We start from the raw sequence: 18,600 nt of genomic DNA, 5'->3' as shown, positions 1-18,600 counted from the left end.
GCGTCTCACGCCGTCGGCAGCGACATGTCTGCGGTACCGGGACCGACCCAGCGGGGATATTCCCGGGAGGTATCAATGCACCCACCCGATTCATAGACGCCCTTGGGCTCACGCATGCGCAACATCAACGCCAGGATGCGGGCTGTTTCCGACGGGTCGGCCCGTGACGCTTTAACGCGGGCCTCGACCACAGCTTCGTCGATGCGCAGCTCGCCAGCGTCGTCGGTGTACGTGGCGTGCCGCCAGTGAAAAAGCTCCAGGCATTTGTCCACCAGCGTGTAGGGCTGGTCACGTTTCCAGAAGTTGGTAAAAAGGCCGGCACCCAGATAGAACACCCAGGAGCCTTCATAGCCCGATACATCGGAAGAGTGCGCATCGGGATTGCGGAACCACAGGCGGTCACCCGGCACATAGTATTTGGGTGGCAGCGGCTGCTCCATGGTGCCGTACTCGCGCAGGAACACGTCGTGGAACTTGCCTGACATGATGGCGCTCTTTTCCCAGCGCTGCTGCAATGCGGCCAATAGCGGCGGGTTGCAGGCTTCGAGTTCCTGTGCAATGGCCAGCAGGATGACGTATTCGGTCGCACGGTAGCAAGAAAAGGAATACAGCTTGCCGGAGGCCTCGGGCTGGGTGGCTTTTTCCAGCGCGGGAATCAGCGCGTGGCCGGGCATGACGGTGAACCCGTGGTCTTCAGAATAGGTCCAGCAGTCTTCGGGCCGGTCGACCTCGGTCGTGTGGAACGCCAAAGCTGTCTTGCGCGCAGCCAGCACGATGTTGCGGCGTATGCGCACAGCAGACGCGAGTTCCGCATGGCTCGGAAAGTCGAAGGCGACGGGGCTGAGCAGCATGGCCAGGAGGATTTCGCGTTCCAGGTCTTCGTCGCTGTCCAGCGTGTGCAGCTGCAGCCGTTCTGCCAGGCCCAGGGTGTCCAGGGCCGGCGCCCATTGTGCGGCGAGTCCGGCCGGCAGGCAAAAACTTCTGGCGGAGGGGGAGCTTGCGGTAAGTTCTGCCGTTTCGACCGCGTCCTGCAGGCCGAGCTTCTCAAGCTGCATCAGAAAACTGTAAGTGGCCGCCGCCAGCGCGCCGGCCGTTTCACCGTAAAGGCGAATTCCGGCGGAGCGAAGGCTGGGCATCAGGACGGCGGCGGTCATGTTGCCGCAAAGTATCTTTGCTTGCCGTGAATTGGGCAATGGCGGAAAAACCACGGAGTCCCCGCCGGATCGGCTGCTCAGGCGTAGGTGACCCAGCTTGCGTGTTCGGGCGCGTCCAGGTGCGGCAGGGTGTTGTAAGTCACCAGCATGTGGCGTTTTGGGTTAAAGGCGAACTCGGTGAGTGAGCAGTTGCGTATGCGCAGATTGAGCTCAATCGTGGTTTCGGGGCTGGTACCCAACACGTGACCGACAGCGGTCGAGATAGGCCCGCCGCTGGAAACCAGCAGCACATTGCCGGTGTGGGTGGTCCGGATGTGGTCGAGCACGTCGGTAACACCGGCAACAAATTCGGTGTAGCTGGGCATGCCTCTGGGGCTGACCACTCCGGCCATCCACTGCGCCAGGCCATCGCGCAGCAGGCGGAAGTGGCCGCGGTATTCCTCGGGTGTGGTGGGTTTTTCAAGCTTGTGCGGGTGGATGGCGCCTATGACCGCATGGCTGTCGTACTCGTTGAGTCCGGGACGTTGCGCAGCTTGCAGTTCAATTCCCATGCCTTCACAAATACCGGCGAAGGTGTTGATCTGGCGGTTCAGCGTGCCGGTGAAGGCGGCATCAAAGGCGATGCCCTTGTACTTGAAGTACTCGCCCAGCCGCACGCTTTGCTGGCGCCCCATGGGGCTGAGCACGTCGTAATCGTCTTCGCCAAACGAGGCCTGGCCGTGGCGCACGAGGTAGAGGGTTCCCATGGGCAAATTGTGGCGAATCGCCCGCCGCGCGCCAGTCGCACGTGCGACCGGCGAAGTAACACCCTGGTGCGAATTGTTTTTGTCACGGTACTGCAACGTACGTGTCCCATGCTTTGGCCATCACCCATAAATTCAAATGATTCCAGACATTGACCCCGGCTTGCTGGCGCCTGTGGATGAGCACCAGGGCACGCACATCATCGACTCCGGCGCGCGGGTTCCCTGTGTCATGCGTGGCGCCGCTCTGCAATGGCCGGCGACACAGCGCTGGACATTTGACTATCTCGCGACACGGGGCGGGGACCGGCCCGTGAAACTGGTGCTCGGTAACCGGGAGCTGGGAGAAACCGGATTCGTTCTGTCGACCTTTCGCGCATGCGTCGGCAGTCTGGCGTCCAACGGGCCGATCTGGGGAGAAGGGGCCAGCACCGCGCACCTCAAAGAGTTCGACCTGCTGCACGAATTTCCCGCGCTTCGAACAGACGTGGACACGCAGGCTTTGCTTCCCCCGCGTAGCCATGTCTCCAGCAGCGCATGGATTGGGCCGCGAGGCGCCCACACGGGCCTGCACTATGACCTGCTGGACAACCTGGCGGTCCTGCTGCGGGGCGCCAAGCGGTTTTATCTGGCACGGCCCGGTGTGGTTGAGTCGCAAGGGGCACTGTCGTCAAAGTACGACCGCTGGGCGCGGCTGGCCGACATCGGAATCCAGGGGCTCGCCGCGCGCAAGCTGCCTGAAGCCTCGCTGTTTGTTGCCGATCTCCATCCGGGTGACGCCATTTATGTGCCAAAGGGCTGGTGGCATGAAGTCGTCAACCTGGAAAGCAGCATTTTCCTCGGCGGATTTTTCGGATCGGTGCCGAGTGTTGTCGGCCTGTGGCTTTTGACGGGTACGCGCCAGCTCATCCACGACGCAACGCCTTTTCCCGGCAGGCGATGCACCTGCCATGCCGCCAGCTGAGTACCCACCTCCTAGCACCTGTTGATTCAACGAAAGGACACCGTTTTGGCCAAGGCTTCAGCACCAGAGCAACGCAGGTTCAGGACAAGGTTTTTACGGGCGGACGACATTCCCGCGCTGCTGGAACTCGAACGCAGGCAGTGGACCGCCGAACAGGCGGCCGGCGCAGCGGACTTCCGGGCGAGGATGGCGGCCTATCCCGACCTGTGTGGCGGCGCTTTCTGCGCCCGCACCGGCGAGCTTCTGAGCTCTGTCTTTGCGAAGCCCACCCATGATGCCGAATGGACGGAGCCCGGCAGCTGGGCGCAAAGCGCCGACCTGGGGGGGCCGCCTCAGACGCGGACGCGCTGCATGTTCGGCATCAGCCTGACCAGTGTGGATCCCGGTGCGGCACTCCAGCTTCTGGCCTTCTATTACCTCTACCTGCTCAAACGCGGATACAGCGAAATATTCCTGGGCTCGCCGATGCCGGGGTTGAAACGCCATCTCGATCGCCATCCCGGCGCATCCGTGGAGGCCTATGCGCGGGCGACCCGGTCAGGCCTGCCTGTTGATCCGCAGTTGCGCTACTACCATGGCAAAGGGTGGCGAGACATCGTCGCGGTCCGGGAAAACTACTTTCCGCACGAGGCCTCTTGTGATTACGGCGCCATCCTCAAGGCACGGGTGCCGCTGCGGCACCTCGCCTTGCTGTTCAGGCTGGTCCCGGTTCCTGTTTTGCGAATGCTTTCAGCCCTGGCTCCGCGCCTGGCAATGCCCGCGGCCCGCTGACCCGGGCGGGATCCGGCAGGCCGCAGCAACTCAGGCTTGAGGCCCGGCGAGGACACCCGCAAACACGGTCCGGTCCACATTGCCTCCGCACAAGGTGGTGCCCACCACCTGGCCTTTGAGCTGGCCGCGCTCCTTCATGGCTGCGGCAAAACTCGCGGCACCCGCACCCTCGGCCACGTTGTGGGTGTCGGTGTACAGGTCACGCATGGCCTGGGCCACTTCGGCGTCGCTCACCTTCACGACGCGGTCCAGGTGCGGCAGCAGGATGTCGAGCGCGGCGGGGTCGGCAACGCGGCAGGCCATGCCGTCGGCCAGCTGTGTGGTGACGGGTGCTTCCACCACGCGTCCGGCAGCCAGTGAATCGGCATAAGTGGTGGCGTGGGCACTCACCACGCCGACGATGCGCAGCGTGCGGCCCAGCGCCAGCTTGGCTGCAATGGCCGAGCAGGCGCCCGAGCCCTGGCCTATGGGCACATAGACCACGTTGAGCTGGGGTACGGCCAGCATGAATTCCCACCAATAGGTGCTGACACCGCTCAGCAGGTCGGCGTGAAAGCTGGGCACCATGTGGGCGCCGCGTTCGGCGGCCAGGGCAACAGCGAACTCGCGGCTTTCCTGGAAGTCGTTGCCGTGCTCGATCAGCGTGACGCCGAGGGCGCGCATGGCGGCGTTTTTTTCGATCGAATTGCCATGCGGAACCACGATGGTGCAGGCCACGCCGTGGGCACGCGCGGCCCAACCTATGCTCTGGCCGTGGTTGCCGCGCGTGGCGCTGATGACTTCTTTCGGCATGTCGCCGCGTTGCCTGAGCCCGTCAAAGTAGGTGAGCCCGCCGCGCAGCTTGAACGCGCCCACCGGTGTGTGGTTCTCGTGCTTGATCCAGCAGTCGGTGCCCAGCCGCTGGCTGGAGAGGCCCCAGCGGTATTGCGGCGTGGCCTGGAATTCGCGGTAGACGACACGCGCCGCATCTTCAATCTCTTGCAGCGAAGGCAGCATGTTGTTCTCCAGATTCGTTGGGCGGTCCAGCACGGCACTCATTGGGTAGCCCTCACTCTGCGCGCTGCGGTGTTCGCCCTGGGAACGGCCCGGCGGCTCATGCGGCCGCCCGTTTTTCGGTCAGCAGGCGCAGCGCCAGCAGGCCCAGCACCGTGCCCATCACATAGCGCTGCACGCGCATCCAGCTGATGTTGCGGTTCAGGAAGCCGGCGATGGCCGCGGCAAAGCAGATCAGCACGGTGTTGACGCCGGTGCTCACGCTGATCTGCACCGCGCCCAGCGTCAGGCTTTGCAGCAGCAGGTCGCCGCGTTCAGGGTGCAGGAACTGCGGGAAGAAGGAGAGATAGAACATCGCCACTTTGGGATTGAGCAGGTTGGTCATAAAGCCCATGAGGAACAGCGTGCGCGGCGGGTCCTGCGGCAGTTCGCGCGTTTCAAAGGGCGCCAGGCCACCCGGCTTGACGGCCTGCCAGGCCATCCACAGCAGGTAGGCCGCGCCCACCACCTTGATCGCGTCAAAGGCCAGCGGCACGGCCAGCAGCAGCGCCGTCAGCCCGAAGGACGCGGCCAGCAGGTGCACCACAAATCCCAGCGCCACGCCGCTGAGCGACACCATGCCGGCGCGGGGGCCCTGGCACAGCGTGCGCGAGATGCAATAAATCATGTTGGGCCCGGGTGTGAGCACTAGCACCAGGGCGGCGAGGGCAAACCAGGCAAGTTCTATGGCTGACAACATTTCAGGCTCCTTTGGAGTCAAGCGTGACCAGGCCGCGCGGTGTTTGCAGCGTGGCGATGAGATTGGGCGGGCCCTCCGCCAGGCCTACGCCCGCGAGGCCGATGGCTTCATAGCCCCCACGCAGCGCGTCGGGTCGCGGGTGGCTCGCGTGCAGCGACTGCAGCGTGACGCCCGATGGCGCCATGCCGTCGGCTGGATGGGAGTCACCCCACTGGATCAGCGTGGGCAGTGCGCCGTAAAACAGCCGCTGGCCGTCTTCGCGCACGGTGATCTTCCAGGACAGCAGGCCTTGCGGTGTCTTGCGCGAAGCTTCCAGCACTTCGCCGCGGTCCAGCCCCAGGCCGTCAAGCGCTCTTACCGCGGCCTGCACGCGGGACGTAGAGGCCACAAAGTGCGCGAGTTGCGGGCCGGTTTTGTCCAGCCGCAGTTGCAGCTCCCGGTCATCCAGATCAAACCAGCGTCTGGCCGGCGCCACACGCGGGTTTTGCTTTTCCGGGTTGATCGCAATGATTTCGAAATAGGCCCGCGGGAAGGCCGGCGAGGCCACCGTGAACAGCCGGTTGTGCGTGCCCATCAGCCCGTGTTCACCGCCAGGCCCGGGCGTGATGCCCAGCACGCGTTCGCACCACTGCACGCCCTCGACAAGGCTGGTCGCAACGACCACGAGGTGGTCGACTTGCGAAGCCAATGGCGGCGTGGTGATGTGCTCCATGGTTTAAAGCGTCACGCTTCCGTCAATGCAGGTGACTGATTCGCCACCCACCCAAACCTGGCCTGCCGCATCGCGCTCGATGTGCACCTGGCCTGCGCGTCCCAGGCAGACGCCTTGTGAGGCGGTGTAGCGCTCGGGCGCGTGGCCCTCGGCAATCAGCCACTGCGCCAGGCTGGCATTGAGGCTACCGGTGACGGGGTCTTCGTCGACGCCGATGGGCGAGGCAAAAGCGCGCACTTCAAAGTCAGGTGCAATTGCAGGCGCTGAGGCCGCAAAAGCCCTGGCTTCGCGGTTGGCCCGCGCGATCAGCGGCGCCGTGTCTTCACGCGGGTATCGTGCGGCAACGCCGACCTTGATGCCCAGCTTGGCCAGCGCTTTATGGTCGGGTGTCAATTGCAATACGGTGTCGGGGCTGTCCAACAGCAGGCCCAACCACAGTGGGCCGTTGTCCAGGCATTGGGCGGTGAGGATGCTTGTCGCTTTCAGTCCCAGCGCGCCGGCCACCTGGGCCAACACGGCGGGGCTGGGTGCGGAGCGCTTGAGGGCCGGCGCGGCAAAGGCCAGGCGCTGCGTGCCAGGCTCGCGGCGAATCTTCACTAGGCCCACTTTGCATTCCTGCACGATGAAGTCTTTGCTGTGCGGCTGTCCACCCGCCTGCAGCCAGCTATGGCAACTGCCCAGCGTCGGGTGGCCGGCAAAAGGCAGTTCACCGCCGGGCGTGAAGATGCGCACACCGTAGTCGGCGGTGGCTTCAGTGGGCGGCAGCAGAAAAGTGGTTTCCGAAAGGTTGGTCCATTGGGCAAAGCGCTGCATGGCGGCTTCGTCCAGGCCGGTACCGTCCATCACCACGGCCAGGGGGTTGCCGAAGTAAGGGGTGGGGGTAAACACATCGATTTGCTTGAATGCGCGCTGCTTCATGGAGGCTTTCAGTTTTCCAGGTGAGTTTGAAGATCAGGTTTTCAGGATTTATGACAAAGGCAGGTCCAGCACACCGTGCGTGGCGGGCCGTGCCAGGATGGCCTGGTACCAGCGGTCCAGGTGCGGGCGCGCGGCGCGTGGCTGCGGCAGGCCAAACCAGCGCTGCATTTCGCAGGCCAGCGGGATATCGGCCATGCCGAAGCGCTCGCCACCGATGAAGGCGTGGTTGGCCAGGTGCGCGTCCAGCAAGGCGAGCAGGGGTTCGGTGGCAGCCACCGACTGCGCAATCACCGCCGGATCGCGCTGCTCCGTGGGTGTGCGGATCCACTGGATAAAGGCGGCGCGGCCGGCCGGGTTGAAGGTGGTCTGCTGCCAGTCCATCCATTGCTCGGCGGCAAACTGCTCAGGCAAGCCTGCAGGGTAAAAATCGCCATGCGAATGTTTGGCGCAGAGGTAACGCACGATGACGTTGGACTCCCAGAGGCGCACTTCACCGTCTTCGATCAGCGGCACCAGCGAATTCGGGTTCTTCTCGCGGTAGCCCGGCTCTTTCACGATGCCGAATTGGCCACCGGCATCGGTGCGCTGCATCGTGAGGCCCAGCTCTTGCGCGGCCCACACGACTTTTCGCACGTTGATGGAGCTGATGCGCCCCCAGAGATGAAGCATGCTCATGGATCAGATTCCTTTGGAGGGACGGTCAAGCAACAACAGCCGCAGCGCGAGCCCGGCCATGACAAAGGCCAAAAAGCCGCGCTGGAATTTCGCGGCGCCGGGCCGCGCCTGCAGGCGGCGCCCGATCTGCCCGCTGAAAGCGCCCAGCATGGTGTTGAACACCAGCGCCATGGCCGACAACAGCACGCCCAGCACCAGCAACTGCAGCGTGACGTGGCCGCGCGCCGGGTTGACGAACTGCGGCAGGAACACCATGAAAAACAGAAGCGCCTTTGGATTGACCAGGTTGTTCAGCAGCGCCATGCGCACGATGCGCGCGAAGCCGGCGAAACCAGCGGAAGTGGCCTGAGCGGCGCTGCGTGCGCCAGCAGGGCGCAAGGCCTGCCAGGCCAACCACAGCAAATACAGCGCGCCGGCATAACGCAGCGCGTCGAAGGAGGGCGGCCAGGCCGCGACCACCGCGGTCACGCCGGTGGCGGCGCACAGCGTGTGAACGAGGTCTGCCGCCGAGATGCCGATGGCGGCCGCGAAGCCGCCGCGCACGCCATGCGCCAGGCCGTGCGACAACACAAAGGCCATGTTGGGGCCGGGCGACAGGAAAAGCGCCAGCACCGCCAACACGAAGAGCGACAAAGTGCCCATGTCCATCATGCGGCGCGCAGCTCTTTAGCAACGCCGGCAGGCAATTGCTCGCGGATGGCGGCAGCCAGCGCGGCGATGCCAATGTTGATCTGCTCCACGCTGGACGTTACGAACGACAGACGCAGCGTTCGCGCATCGGCATGGTCGGCATAGAAAGCCCAGCCCGGCACAAAGGCGACATTGCGCTCTACCGCCTTGGGCAAGAGATCGATGGCGTTCATGCCTTCGGGCAGGCGCACCCACAGGAACATGCCGCCGGCGGGTGTGTTCCAGCTCACGCCTTCCGGCATGTCGCGTTTCATCGCGGCGAGCATGGCGTCGCGCTGCGATTTGTAGAGCGCGCGTATGGTGGGCACGTGGCGGTCCAGAAAGTTGTCCTTCATGGTCTCGACCACCATGCGCTGATTGAAGCCGGGCGTGTGCAGGTCGGCGGCCTGCTTGGCCTGCAGCAGCTTGGGGTACAGCGACTTTGGGGCGACCAGGAAACCCAGGCGCAAACCGGGCGCCAGGATTTTGGAGAACGAACCCATGTAAATGCAGCCTTCAGGGTTGCGCGCGGTGAGCGGCAGCGGCGGCGGTGTGTCAAACCACAGGTCGCCATAAGGGTTGTCTTCAACAATGGGCAGGCCCAGGCGCGCGGCCTCGGCGCTCAGTGCGGCGCGGCGTGCCTCGGTCATGGTGCGGCCGGTCGGGTTCTGGAAGTTGGGTAGCACATAAAAGAAACGGACACCGGCGGCTTTGGCTGCGAGGTCCTTGATATCCACGCCTTCGTCGTCGCTGGCCACGCCAACGATTTCAGGCTCCATCGGCGTGAAGGCCTGCAGTGCACCCAGGTAGGTGGGCGTTTCCACCAGCACGCGGCTGCCTTCGTCGATCAGGATCTTGGCGATCAAATCCAGGCCCTGCTGGGAGCCGGTGGTGATCAGCACCTGCGCCGAGTCGACGTCCCAGGGCAACATGGCGGCCACCATTTCGCGCAGCGGGGCATAGCCTTCGCTGGCCGCATATTGCAGCGCCGCGTGGCCGTCTTCGCGCAGCACCTTGTCGCAGGCTTCGCGAAAGGCGGCGACGGGAAAGGTCTTGGGCGAAGGCAGCCCGCCGGCGAAGCTGATGATGCCGGGCTTTTCGGTGACCTTCAGGATCTCGCGGATCACCGAGGGGTTCATCTTGTGGGCGCGTTTCGCCTGGGTCCATTCCATCTTGCTCATCTCACTCTCCTGCTTGGGGCTGTTAAAGGTAGCCCGGGTCAAAAATTTCTTCGAAGCAACACTTTCATTCTGCGCCGGAAGTCGCCGGGAGTGCCGCCTGCTCGGGCAGGTGCGCACTGATATGCGACAACGCGCGCGCCACGTACTCGTCTTTTTCACCGACTGGCGCAAAGTAGTGCAGCACTTCCCGGGCATCAGCCGCACCCTTGAGCCGCCCGACCAGCCAGGCCGTCACGTATTGGGCAGAGAGGCAACCGCCTGCCGTGGCAATGTTGCCCTGCGCAAAAAAAGCCTGATTCAACACCTTGACGCCGGCCGCCTGCACCCAGGGCTTGCTGGTGGTGTCTGTGCAGGCTGGCACCTGGCCGATCAGGCCCAGCTTGGCCAGCAGAAAGGTGCCGGAGCACTGTGCAGCGATGAGTTGCCTTTGCGGATTCAGCTGAAGCTGGCCGAGGACGGACGCGTCATTTGCGACCTCACGCGTCTTCATGCCGCTGCCGATGAGTACGGCGTCGGCCTGGTTGGCTTCCTTCAGGCCGATGTGTGTGTCGATGGTCAGCCCGTTCATGGATGTCACACGCGGCGTCGGGCTGGCAATGCTGACTTTCCAGTCGGTATCGCCCCGCAATGAAATACGGCTCAACATTCCGTAGGCGATGAGTGAATCCAGTTCGTTGAATCCGTCGAATGTGAGGATGGCTATGTGCATGAGGTCACCTTGGCTTTGTTCAGCAACGATCGTGTCAGTCCACGACAAACAGCGTCGCACCCAGCGGCGACGTGGAGCGGTGCGCCTCGGCCTGGTCGGCCACCTGGTAGCTCATGCCGGGCTCCAGCGTGAAGCGGCGGCCGTCTTCGAGCTCGGTGTGCAGCTGCCCCTGCAGGCAGAGCAGCACGTGGCCTTTCTTGCACCAGTGGTCTGACACATAGCCGGGGGTGTATTCGACCATGCGCACACGCACCTCGCCAAACTGCTGCGTGCGCCAGAAGGCCTTGCCTTCCAGGGCTGAATGCTCGGTGCGCTCGATGCCGGACCAGTCGGTGGTGCCGAAGGGGATTCCATCGATCTGCATGCTGCTTACTCCGTGATCGACACGATGGCTTCGATTTCCACGGCGAATCCGCGCGGCAGGGAACTCACACCGACCGCTGATCGCGCGTGACGGCCGGCGTCGCCAAAAACCTGCACCATCAAATCAGAGCACCCATTGATCACTTCCGTATGCCCGGTGAAGTCAGGCGTGGCGTTGACCATGCCCAGCAGCTTGACGACACGACGCACACGAGAGAGTTCACCGAGCGCAGACTTCATGGTGGCGATCAGGTTGAGGCCGACCTCGTGCGCATGGGCTCGCGCTTCGTCGGCGCTGATCTCGCGTCCGACCTTGGGTACCTGGGACAGGTCCTGCCGAAGGGGCGAGCCCTTGCCGGACAGATAGAGCATCGAGCCATCAAGCACCCAGGCTTCAAAGCTGCCGCGGGGCGTCACCACGGGCGGAAGAATCAGGCCTAGTTGCTGCAAACGTTGTTCGGGTGTCATGCGTGGATTCCTTGGAGTACGGATATTGGTTGAAAGGGTTTGCGCAGAGGCCGGAGCGGCGGCTCAGGCCGCCTTGCGTTGATTGGGCGTGACGTGGGCAATCGTGCCGTCGCCGTAAGAGCGCAAAACCTGCGAGATGACGATATGAAATCCCTTGTACCAATTGGTGTACTGGCGCTTGGCTTCCAGGTGTTTGGGGTGGGCGGAAAACGCGCGCAGCGCTTCCTGGTTGTCCCAGAAGTAGGTCGCGTTGTTGCGCGTGCCGTCGGGCGAGCGCCAGGTCTCGGCGCCCAGGTAACCCGGGGTGGCGAGCGCGGCCTCTTCAATCAAGGCGTCCAGCGCGTGAAAGCGCTCATCGTAAGTGCCGGGTTCAAAAATAAAGGCGGCGGAGTACATCAGGTCTTCCTCGGTTGCAGCTGCGGGCTGGGTGCGTTGGTGGAAGGGTGAACCGGCATTTTCTTGCCGATGAAAACCGTGGCGATCACCGCCAGGCTGAAGCCCACGGTCACCGCGTCCAGGCGCTCGCCCAGCAGCGGCACGGCAAACAGCATAGACAAAAACGGCTGCACCAATTGCACCTGGCTCACGCGCACCGTGCCGCCCAGCGCCAGACCGCGGTACCACGCAAAAAAGCCCAGCCACATCGAAAACACTGCCACATAAGCAAAGCCCCACCAGGCGGATGCCTTGATCGGTTCAGTGGGCCAGCTGAATGCCGCCAGCGGCAAGGTCAGCGGCAGTGCCAGCACCAGCGCCCAGCAGATCACGTGCTCGGCCTGCATGTGTTGCGAAAGCTTGGCGCCGTAACCGTAACCCACTGCGGCACAGCCCATGGCAGCAAGCAGCAGCAGGTCAGCCAGGCTGATCGACAGGCCGCCGTTGCCTGAGCGCAGCATGGCAAAGGCCACGACCAGCGCGCTGCCCAGTACGGCGCAAAGCCAGAAGCCGGCGGAAGGGCGCTGGCGGTGCAGCAGCGCCCCCACCGCCGCAGTGGCCAGCGGCAACACACCGACGATCACACTGGCGTGCACGGCCTCTACGTAACGCATGGCAATCGAGGTGAAGAGCGGAAAGCCGAACACCACGCCGCCTGCGGTGATGGCCAGCGGCCACCAGTCTTCGCGCCGGGGAAAGGGCGCGCGTGTGGCCAGCAAAAATACGGCCGACAATCCCGCGGCCACCACCGCGCGGCCCAGCGCGATGAAGACGCCTGACATCTGCGGCGCGTTGGGCGTGCCCACGGCCAGGCGTGTCATCGGCAGCGTGACCGAAAAGATCACGATGCCCAGCAGGCCCAGCCACAGGCCTTTGGTGATTTGTGATGTGCCCGGGTTCATATAAAGAGCATCCAGATCGCCGTGACCACCAGCACGCCGGCCATCACATAGTTGAACCAGCGAAGCCGCCGGCCGCTGCCGGCCGGTCCCGTGAGCCAGTCGCGCAGCAGTGAGCCGGCCAACGCGTAGACCAAGTTGCTCACAAAGGCGTAAGCCAGCATCACGGGCAGCACGGTGGCCAGGCGCATGGCGGGCTCTTCGCGCCCGGCGATCCAGCCGCTGACGATGGCCAGCGCGAGCATCCACGCCTTGATGTTGACGAACTGCAGCGCCGCGCCCTGCCAGAAGGTGACATTCAGCCGGTCGGCATCGGCCTGGCTGAGCTGGCGCGACTGCGAAACCTTGAAGGCCAGCCACAACAGATAGACCACGCCGATGATCTTGACGGCCCAGCTCAGCAGCGGCACCGCCACCACCAGCGCCCCCAGGCCCAGCGCGCACACCAGCAGCAGCACGCCCCAGCCCACCGGCACAGCGCAGACAAAGGGCAGCGCGCGCCTGAATCCGTGGTTGGCGCCAAGTGCGGTCGACAGCGTGGTGTTGGGCCCCGGCGAAAAACTCATTGCCGTGGCCAGCACCAGTAGAGCGGTAAATTCTTGCCAATTCATGCTTCAGACTTTATAGTTGAAAACAATACACTACCAATACAGTTGTTGGTACAAATGACAAAACTGTATTGGTTAAATTGCCAGCACACCTACCGTATTCACAGCGCCGAAGGCCGCACAAACCATGTTGATGAAAACCGCATCGCAGTCTCTGACCGAACAGTTGTCGGCGCGTTTTGCCGAGCGCATTCGCAGCCGCTTGCTGGCGCCGGGTGCGCGCCTTCCCTCCGTGCGGCTGTGTGCCGAGCAGCAGGGCGTCAGCGCCTCCACCGTGGTGGCGGCCTATGACCAGCTGCTGGCGCAAGGCTTGGTGGTGGCGCGCAAGAACCGGGGTTTTTTTGTTCGTGATGCTTCACTCAATGCGGTGCTGGCGCAGGCTCCAAGGGTGCCTGCAGCTACTAAAAACATAGCAGCCGAAAAAATGGATGCTGCAGCGGGTGGCCCGTCCGGGGCATGGAGCACCGCAAGCTGGATGGCAACGCGCCAGGCGCCGGTGGATGCCACAGCGCTGATCCGCGGCATGTTCCACAAGGTCAGCAACAAGCCACAGCCCGGCATGGGCGTGTTTCCGTCGGACTGGCTCGAAACCACCTTCATGCCGGCTGCCGTCCGCAAAGTCACCAGTGTCAGCGCGCTGCGGGATTTTTCGCTGCAGTACGGTGAACCCATGGGCGATAGCGGCCTGCGCCGCGCGCTCTCGCAGAAGCTCAGCGCGCTCAATGTGCACGCGGCACCCGAACAGATCATCACCAGCGTCGGCGCCACGCACGCCCTGGACATCGTGAGCCGCACCCTGCTGCGCGCCGGCGACTGCGTGATGGTGGAGGAGCCCGGCTGGGCTGTGGAATTTGCGCGGCTTGACGCCCTTGGCATGCGGATATTGGCGGTGCCTCGCCGGGCCGACGGGCCCGACCTGGAGGTCATGGCGCAGTACTGTGAAATTCACCAACCCAAGCTGTTTGTCAGCGTGAGCGTGTTTCACAATCCCACCGGTTATTGCCTCACCCCTGGCAGCGCCCATCGCGTGCTGCAGCTGGCCATGCAGCATGACTTTCACATTGTTGAAGATGACACCTATAGCCATCTGGCGCCCGAGCATGCCACGCGGCTGTGCGCGCTCGATGGCCTGCAGCGCACGATCTATGTCAGCGGCTTCGCCAAGATACTGGCGCCCGGCTGGCGTGTGGGGTTCATGGCGGCTCCACCCGACCTGGTCGAGCGCCTGCTGGACACCAAACTGCTGGCCACGCTGACGACACCTGCCTTGCTGGAAAAAGCGCTTGCCTGGTGTATAGACCAGGGCCAGTTGCGCCGCCACGCCGAGCGCATCCGCACCCGGCTTGACGGCGCGCGCGCGCGCAGCGTCAAGCTGGCCCTGGCCCACGGCTGCACCTTTGCCGCTGAGCCCGCAGGGCTGTTCGGCTGGGTGGATACCGGCGTCGATACCGACGCGTTGTCGCAGCGCATGCTGGACGAGGGTTACCTGATCGCGCCTGGTGGGTTGTTTCACGCCGTGCGAAAACCCGGCACCTTGATGCGCATCAACTTTGCGACCACCCAGGAAGCGGCTTTCTGGAAAGTGTTTGCGCGTTTGCGCGACGCGGTGAAGTAGCACCCGCTTTCTGCGCGGCCGCCGGGTTCGCGCCACGCAGGAGCCCTGCAACTTCGGTGTGGGGATGCTGCGCGTCGCCGTCAGGCCTTGCGTCAGTAAAGAAGGGGTTCTTGACCATCGCCCTGGCTGCGGGGAGGCCTGCGCTCATTCTGTTGCCTCCCGGTCCCTGTCCCCACCGTCTCTACAGGGCGTTCTCTGCAGAGCGCCCACTCGCCGACGCTCCGCACCGGTTCGACACCGGTTCGACACCGGCTGCACTGGAAATCACACTGTGTTTTTCTTTGTTACATCTAGATAGGGAATTTTCTCTGCTCAAAGATGAAATTAAGAATTTCGAATTAATTTCCCTAAATATCGTGGTGATTTTGCCATAATTTGAAATGTAACTTTTTGTGTGTAATGTCAAAAATTGACCGAACATTCATCCGTATTGATACATTCTTGCGCGGTATTTCACGAAAATCTGCTTTTTATTAGTCAAAAAGTGCACTTCGTGAGACGGTTATCCCCCTAAAAATCGATAAGTAACATAAAGTTACGACTAATCACATTTTAGGCGCCACATGTTGCCTGCACTGCCCCGATGACTCTCCGGGGCCATGGGTGCCAAGAGTCACGAAAGGACGTTATCAATGAAATCCGCTCTGAAATTTTGCATTTTTGCCGCTGGTTTGGCGCTTGGCCAAGCCGTACTGGCGCAAGCCTCGCCCGTGTCTTCCCAGCTCCTCGCGCAGCGAGTGGAATTGGTGGCCGGAAAGCCGGTGCTCAAGCCAGCCGGTGACGGAAAGCCCGGAGATGTCCTGCAATACAGCGCTACGTATCGCAACACCAGCGCGGCAGCGGCGGACAAGCTTCTGGCGACCGTTCCGGTGCCTCCCGGCACCACCTTGATTGCCGCAAGCGCCGACCCCGCGCTGGCTTTGGCTTCCACAGACGGCAACGTCTTCGCCCCCATGCCGCTGACCCGCATGGTCAAACAGGCCGACGGCAGCGTCCGTAAAGAGCCTGTTCCGCTGGCCGACTACCGCGCCCTGCGTTGGGAAATCGGCACCCTGGCTGCGGGCGCGAGCACTGTCGTCAGCCTGCGTGTACGCATCGATTCACCTGCGGCCGTGCCGGCCGCCAAGCCGTGATAACGGCCCGGGTCCCCCTGCAATTGCGCTTTTCGACGGTTGGTCAGCGCATTCGCCTTTTTGTTTTTTGTTAACCGTCAGTTGATCCACCGTTGTCTTGTAGCCAGGAGAAAAAAGCCATGTATGCCAATCCCACCAGTCCGCAGCCTTTAGGGCTGCAGCACTTCTTTACCCACTGGATTGTGGGATTGTTCGTTGCGCTCGCGCTCGCGCTGGCCGGCTTTGCGGCACATGCCGCGCCGCCGCCCGCAGGCACGTCCATCAGCAATCAGGCGTCAGCCACCTATTCGGATGCATCGGGCCAGACGCGCACGGTGACATCGAACGTGGTGCAGACCACGGTGCAACAGATCGCCAGCTTGACCCTGACCGCCAACGGCGCGCAAAACGCAACGCCCGGCAGCGTGGTGTACTACCCGCACACCCTGACCAACACGGGTAACGGCACGGACACCTTCAACCTGACCACCAGCAACACTGGCGGGTTCTCCATGGCCAGCGTCCAGATCTTTGCCGATAATGGCAGCGGCACGCCGACGGGCCCCGCCATCACATCGACCGGCGCACTGGCTGCGGGCGGCCTCTTCAAGTACATCGTGGTCGCCACTTTGCCGGGCACTGCTACGGCAGCACAGACCAACACCATCACGGTGACCGGCACCAGTGTGTTCGACCCGACCAAGACCCAGTCCAACACCGATGTAACGACCGTGACCACCAATGCGGTTGTCACGTTGACCAAATCGGCCAGCGTTTCCAGCGGCCCCGCCGGCACGGCCATCACCTACACCCTGACCTATACGAACACGGGTAACAGCACGGCGACTGCCGTGGCGGTCACCGACGTTCTGCCGGCTGGCCTGACCTACACCCCGGCCTCAGCACGCTGGAGCGTGACAGGCGCCACAGCGCTGAGCGACAGCGGTGGTTCCAGCGGCTCGGCGCCCAACACCTTGACTTCGAGCTACACCGTAGGCACCAAGACCTTGCTGGTCACGCTTAACCAGGTAACGGCCGGTCAATCGGGCACCATCAGCTTCGGCGTGACGGTGGCCGGAGGCACCGCACCTGGCGTGCTCAACAACACGGCCACGACCTCTTACAACAACGGCGCCGCCACGGTGACCGGCTCCTCCAATACCGTACCTTTCACGGTTCTGCAGGCTGCCAACGTCACGATGACGGGCTCCACGGTTGCCGGGCCGGCTGCTCCTGGTTCCACGGTGAGCTTCACCAACATCGTGACCAACACCGGCAATGGTTCGGACACGTTCAACATCACGCTGAGCGCCGGCAACTTCCCGTCGGGGACCACCTTCCAGCTGTTCAAGAGCGATGGCGTAACCCCGCTGGTCGATACGAACAGCGACGGTACCGTTGACACCGGCCCTCTGGCCGCGGGCGCCATCTACAACGTGATCCTGAAGGCCACGCTGCCGCCGAACGCGACCGGTGCCGGCGCGCCCTTCATCATCGCCAAGACGGCTACCTCCGTGTTCGATCCGACCAAGACCGCCAGCGCGAACGACCAGCTGACCGCTGTGTCCGCCGCAGCGGTTGACGCCACCAACAACCTGCCGACCGCGGTGGGTGTTCCCGGCGTCGGCGTATTTGCCAATGGTGAAGCCGCCGCACAGGTAACCAATACCCTGAATCCGGGCGCGGCCACAACCTTCACGATCGTGGCCAACAACACCGGCCCTTCGCCGGACAGCTACAACCTGGGCGCCAGTACGGTCAGTACCTTTGCCAGCGTGACGCTGCCGGCCGGCTGGACGGTCAGCTTCCGTGCAGACGGCGGTGCGGGCAACTGCTCGACGACCGGTGCGACCATCACCAACACCGGCTCCGTGGCTGCTGGCGGCAATGTTGTGGTCTGCGCGCTGGTCAATGTGCCTTCCGGCTTTGCCGCCGGAACCACCCAGCTGTACTTCCGCACGCTGTCCCCCACGTCGAATGCCTCGGACACGCTGCATGATGCCGTGACGGTCAATGCGGTGCGCTCGGTCACCTTCACGCCCAACGGCGCGGGCCAGACCTACCCCGGCGGCTCCTACGTGTACAGCCACACCCTGACCAACACCGGCAATGTGATCGAAGGCAACGGAACGGTCAGCACGATCGCCCTGTCCTCCGCCAACAACCAGGCCGGCTGGACGTCGTCGCTGTACTACGACGCGAACAGCAACGGTGTGCTGGATGCGACCGACCCCCTGATTTCCGGCAACCTGCATGCTGCGGGCGTCCTGCCCGCCGGCCTGGCTCCTGGCGCAGCCGTCACCGTGTTCAACAAGGTGATTGCGCCCAGCGGTGCAACGCCTGGCGCAGTGGACGCAACGACCATCACCGTGACCACCAGCAACGGCAGTTACGTGACAACAGTTCCTGTCGTAGCAACCGCTGTGGACAGCACCACGGTGATCGCCGGCAATCTGACCCTGACCAAGGCGCAAGCCCTGGACACGACCTGCGCGGGCCCTAACGGCGGTACGGTTTATGCCGCAGCCACCCTGAGCGCCAGGCCCAACCAGTGCGTGCTGTACCAGATCACGGTGACCAATGTGGGGTCGGCCAACGCGACCACCGTGGTGGTGTCCGATGCAACGCCTAGCTATACCAAGTTGAGCAGTGCAGCCACCACGTCGGTGGGAACCTTGACCCAGCCAGCCGTAGGCTCCGCCGGTACCGTCACTGCAACGATCGGCACCCTGACCCCGGGTCAGTCGGCGTTGATGACTTTCGGCGTGCGGATCGACCCTTAATTCCCGTTGATTCAGCGCGGGGAGGCACCAAGCTTCCCCGCTTTTCAAAGAGTACGTGTGTGCTCTTTGGAAAGCGACGTCCTGCCGCA

At 63.4% G+C, this 18,600-nt stretch carries 21 protein-coding genes; 6 read left to right on the top strand and 15 right to left on the bottom strand.

Annotated features, from left to right (window positions below; genetic code table 11):
- Window positions 1-5: 5 nt before the first annotated feature.
- Both ABI546_RS06950 and ABI546_RS06945 read right to left on the bottom strand, forming a co-directional pair.
- Window positions 6-1,154 (bottom strand): hypothetical protein, encoded by a 1,149-nt coding sequence (locus tag ABI546_RS06950; protein ID WP_348045416.1) that lies wholly within the window; start codon window positions 1,152-1,154, stop codon window positions 6-8.
- Window positions 1,155-1,231: 77 nt separating this feature from the next.
- Window positions 1,232-1,900, bottom strand: coding sequence for a histidine phosphatase family protein (locus ABI546_RS06945; protein WP_348045414.1), 669 nt, complete (start codon window positions 1,898-1,900; stop codon window positions 1,232-1,234).
- A 136-nt stretch (window positions 1,901-2,036) separates the two neighbouring features.
- Here ABI546_RS06945 and ABI546_RS06940 point away from each other — a divergent pair, with 136 nt between their 5' ends.
- Both ABI546_RS06940 and ABI546_RS06935 read left to right on the top strand, forming a co-directional pair.
- Window positions 2,037-2,861 carry a cupin-like domain-containing protein gene (locus ABI546_RS06940; protein WP_348045412.1) on the top strand — a complete coding sequence of 275 codons (825 nt, stop codon included), beginning with the start codon at window positions 2,037-2,039 and terminating at the stop codon, window positions 2,859-2,861.
- 21 nt (window positions 2,862-2,882) lie between these two features.
- On the top strand, window positions 2,883-3,632 hold the full coding sequence (locus ABI546_RS06935) for a hypothetical protein (protein WP_348045410.1): 750 nt from the start codon (window positions 2,883-2,885) through the stop codon (window positions 3,630-3,632).
- 30 nt (window positions 3,633-3,662) lie between these two features.
- Here ABI546_RS06935 and ABI546_RS06930 read toward each other — a convergent pair whose 3' ends face one another.
- The 13 genes from ABI546_RS06930 to ABI546_RS06870 form a co-directional block, all read right to left on the bottom strand.
- Window positions 3,663-4,670, bottom strand: coding sequence for a threonine dehydratase (locus ABI546_RS06930; RefSeq protein ID WP_348045408.1), 1,008 nt, complete (start codon window positions 4,668-4,670; stop codon window positions 3,663-3,665).
- Window positions 4,671-4,725: 55 nt separating this feature from the next.
- Window positions 4,726-5,364 (bottom strand): LysE family translocator, encoded by a 639-nt coding sequence (locus tag ABI546_RS06925; protein WP_348045406.1) that lies wholly within the window; start codon window positions 5,362-5,364, stop codon window positions 4,726-4,728.
- 1 nt (window position 5,365) lies between these two features.
- A complete protein-coding gene (locus tag ABI546_RS06920) occupies window positions 5,366-6,076 on the bottom strand; it encodes a VOC family protein (RefSeq protein WP_348045404.1) in 711 nt (236 codons plus the stop codon).
- Between the two features lie 3 nt (window positions 6,077-6,079).
- Window positions 6,080-6,994, bottom strand: coding sequence for a PhzF family phenazine biosynthesis protein (locus ABI546_RS06915; RefSeq protein WP_348045402.1), 915 nt, complete (start codon window positions 6,992-6,994; stop codon window positions 6,080-6,082).
- A 48-nt stretch (window positions 6,995-7,042) separates the two neighbouring features.
- Window positions 7,043-7,663: a glutathione S-transferase gene (locus tag ABI546_RS06910; RefSeq protein ID WP_348045477.1), complete on the bottom strand. Its 621-nt coding sequence runs from the start codon at window positions 7,661-7,663 to the stop codon at window positions 7,043-7,045.
- Window positions 7,664-7,672: 9 nt separating this feature from the next.
- Window positions 7,673-8,320 carry a LysE family translocator gene (locus ABI546_RS06905; protein ID WP_348045400.1) on the bottom strand — a complete coding sequence of 216 codons (648 nt, stop codon included), beginning with the start codon at window positions 8,318-8,320 and terminating at the stop codon, window positions 7,673-7,675.
- A complete protein-coding gene (locus ABI546_RS06900) occupies window positions 8,317-9,510 on the bottom strand; it encodes a PLP-dependent aminotransferase family protein (RefSeq protein ID WP_348045475.1) in 1,194 nt (397 codons plus the stop codon). The genes ABI546_RS06905 and ABI546_RS06900 overlap by 4 nt, the downstream gene beginning before the upstream one ends.
- A gap of 73 nt (window positions 9,511-9,583) precedes the next feature.
- Window positions 9,584-10,228 carry a DJ-1/PfpI family protein gene (locus ABI546_RS06895; RefSeq protein WP_348045398.1) on the bottom strand — a complete coding sequence of 215 codons (645 nt, stop codon included), beginning with the start codon at window positions 10,226-10,228 and terminating at the stop codon, window positions 9,584-9,586.
- A 34-nt stretch (window positions 10,229-10,262) separates the two neighbouring features.
- Window positions 10,263-10,592, bottom strand: a complete 330-nt coding sequence (locus ABI546_RS06890; protein WP_348045396.1) for a DHCW motif cupin fold protein — start codon at window positions 10,590-10,592, stop codon at window positions 10,263-10,265.
- Window positions 10,593-10,597: 5 nt separating this feature from the next.
- Window positions 10,598-11,059, bottom strand: a complete 462-nt coding sequence (locus ABI546_RS06885) for a RidA family protein (RefSeq protein WP_348045394.1) — start codon at window positions 11,057-11,059, stop codon at window positions 10,598-10,600.
- A 63-nt stretch (window positions 11,060-11,122) separates the two neighbouring features.
- Window positions 11,123-11,455, bottom strand: a complete 333-nt coding sequence (locus tag ABI546_RS06880) for an antibiotic biosynthesis monooxygenase (RefSeq protein WP_348045392.1) — start codon at window positions 11,453-11,455, stop codon at window positions 11,123-11,125.
- Window positions 11,455-12,396, bottom strand: a complete 942-nt coding sequence (locus tag ABI546_RS06875; protein ID WP_348045390.1) for a DMT family transporter — start codon at window positions 12,394-12,396, stop codon at window positions 11,455-11,457. Before ABI546_RS06875 ends, ABI546_RS06880 begins: the two co-directional genes overlap by 1 nt.
- Window positions 12,393-13,004: a LysE family translocator gene (locus tag ABI546_RS06870; RefSeq protein ID WP_348045388.1), complete on the bottom strand. Its 612-nt coding sequence runs from the start codon at window positions 13,002-13,004 to the stop codon at window positions 12,393-12,395. The genes ABI546_RS06875 and ABI546_RS06870 overlap by 4 nt, the downstream gene beginning before the upstream one ends.
- 124 nt (window positions 13,005-13,128) lie before the next feature.
- Between ABI546_RS06870 and ABI546_RS06865 the strand changes: the two genes are divergently transcribed.
- The 4 genes from ABI546_RS06865 (at window position 13,129) to ABI546_RS06850 (ending at window position 18,511) form a co-directional block, all read left to right on the top strand.
- Complete coding sequence (locus ABI546_RS06865) at window positions 13,129-14,616, top strand: PLP-dependent aminotransferase family protein (RefSeq protein ID WP_348045386.1); 1,488 nt, start codon at window positions 13,129-13,131, stop codon at window positions 14,614-14,616.
- A 110-nt stretch (window positions 14,617-14,726) separates the two neighbouring features.
- The gene (locus tag ABI546_RS06860) at window positions 14,727-14,990 is read left to right on the top strand and encodes a hypothetical protein (protein ID WP_348045384.1); all 264 of its coding nucleotides are present in this window, start codon (window positions 14,727-14,729) and stop codon (window positions 14,988-14,990) included.
- A 258-nt stretch (window positions 14,991-15,248) separates the two neighbouring features.
- On the top strand, window positions 15,249-15,749 hold the full coding sequence (locus ABI546_RS06855; protein WP_348045382.1) for a hypothetical protein: 501 nt from the start codon (window positions 15,249-15,251) through the stop codon (window positions 15,747-15,749).
- Between the two features lie 119 nt (window positions 15,750-15,868).
- Window positions 15,869-18,511, top strand: coding sequence for a hypothetical protein (locus ABI546_RS06850; protein WP_348045380.1), 2,643 nt, complete (start codon window positions 15,869-15,871; stop codon window positions 18,509-18,511).
- Window positions 18,512-18,600 lie beyond the last annotated feature (89 nt).

It is taken from the genome of Polaromonas sp., assembly GCF_039932935.1.
Lineage (GTDB): Bacteria > Pseudomonadota > Gammaproteobacteria > Burkholderiales > Burkholderiaceae_C > Polaromonas.
Note: the sequence above shows the minus strand (reverse complement) of the source record. Positions and strands in the feature narration are given on the sequence as shown.

Coding starts and splice junctions, on each gene's coding strand:
- ABI546_RS06950 (WP_348045416.1), bottom strand. CDS start 1,154: ATGACCGCCGCCGTCCTGATGCCCAGCCTTCGCTCCGCCGGAATTCGC.
- ABI546_RS06945 (WP_348045414.1), bottom strand. CDS start 1,900: ATGGGAACCCTCTACCTCGTGCGCCACGGCCAGGCCTCGTTTGGCGAA.
- ABI546_RS06940 (WP_348045412.1), top strand. CDS start 2,037: ATGATTCCAGACATTGACCCCGGCTTGCTGGCGCCTGTGGATGAGCAC.
- ABI546_RS06930 (WP_348045408.1), bottom strand. CDS start 4,670: ATGAGTGCCGTGCTGGACCGCCCAACGAATCTGGAGAACAACATGCTG.
- ABI546_RS06925 (WP_348045406.1), bottom strand. CDS start 5,364: ATGTTGTCAGCCATAGAACTTGCCTGGTTTGCCCTCGCCGCCCTGGTG.
- ABI546_RS06920 (WP_348045404.1), bottom strand. CDS start 6,076: ATGGAGCACATCACCACGCCGCCATTGGCTTCGCAAGTCGACCACCTC.
- ABI546_RS06915 (WP_348045402.1), bottom strand. CDS start 6,994: ATGAAGCAGCGCGCATTCAAGCAAATCGATGTGTTTACCCCCACCCCT.
- ABI546_RS06910 (WP_348045477.1), bottom strand. CDS start 7,663: ATGCTTCATCTCTGGGGGCGCATCAGCTCCATCAACGTGCGAAAAGTC.
- ABI546_RS06905 (WP_348045400.1), bottom strand. CDS start 8,320: ATGATGGACATGGGCACTTTGTCGCTCTTCGTGTTGGCGGTGCTGGCG.
- ABI546_RS06900 (WP_348045475.1), bottom strand. CDS start 9,510: ATGGAATGGACCCAGGCGAAACGCGCCCACAAGATGAACCCCTCGGTG.
- ABI546_RS06895 (WP_348045398.1), bottom strand. CDS start 10,228: ATGCACATAGCCATCCTCACATTCGACGGATTCAACGAACTGGATTCA.
- ABI546_RS06890 (WP_348045396.1), bottom strand. CDS start 10,592: ATGCAGATCGATGGAATCCCCTTCGGCACCACCGACTGGTCCGGCATC.
- ABI546_RS06885 (WP_348045394.1), bottom strand. CDS start 11,059: ATGACACCCGAACAACGTTTGCAGCAACTAGGCCTGATTCTTCCGCCC.
- ABI546_RS06880 (WP_348045392.1), bottom strand. CDS start 11,455: ATGTACTCCGCCGCCTTTATTTTTGAACCCGGCACTTACGATGAGCGC.
- ABI546_RS06875 (WP_348045390.1), bottom strand. CDS start 12,396: ATGAACCCGGGCACATCACAAATCACCAAAGGCCTGTGGCTGGGCCTG.
- ABI546_RS06870 (WP_348045388.1), bottom strand. CDS start 13,004: ATGAATTGGCAAGAATTTACCGCTCTACTGGTGCTGGCCACGGCAATG.
- ABI546_RS06865 (WP_348045386.1), top strand. CDS start 13,129: ATGTTGATGAAAACCGCATCGCAGTCTCTGACCGAACAGTTGTCGGCG.
- ABI546_RS06855 (WP_348045382.1), top strand. CDS start 15,249: ATGAAATCCGCTCTGAAATTTTGCATTTTTGCCGCTGGTTTGGCGCTT.
- ABI546_RS06850 (WP_348045380.1), top strand. CDS start 15,869: ATGTATGCCAATCCCACCAGTCCGCAGCCTTTAGGGCTGCAGCACTTC.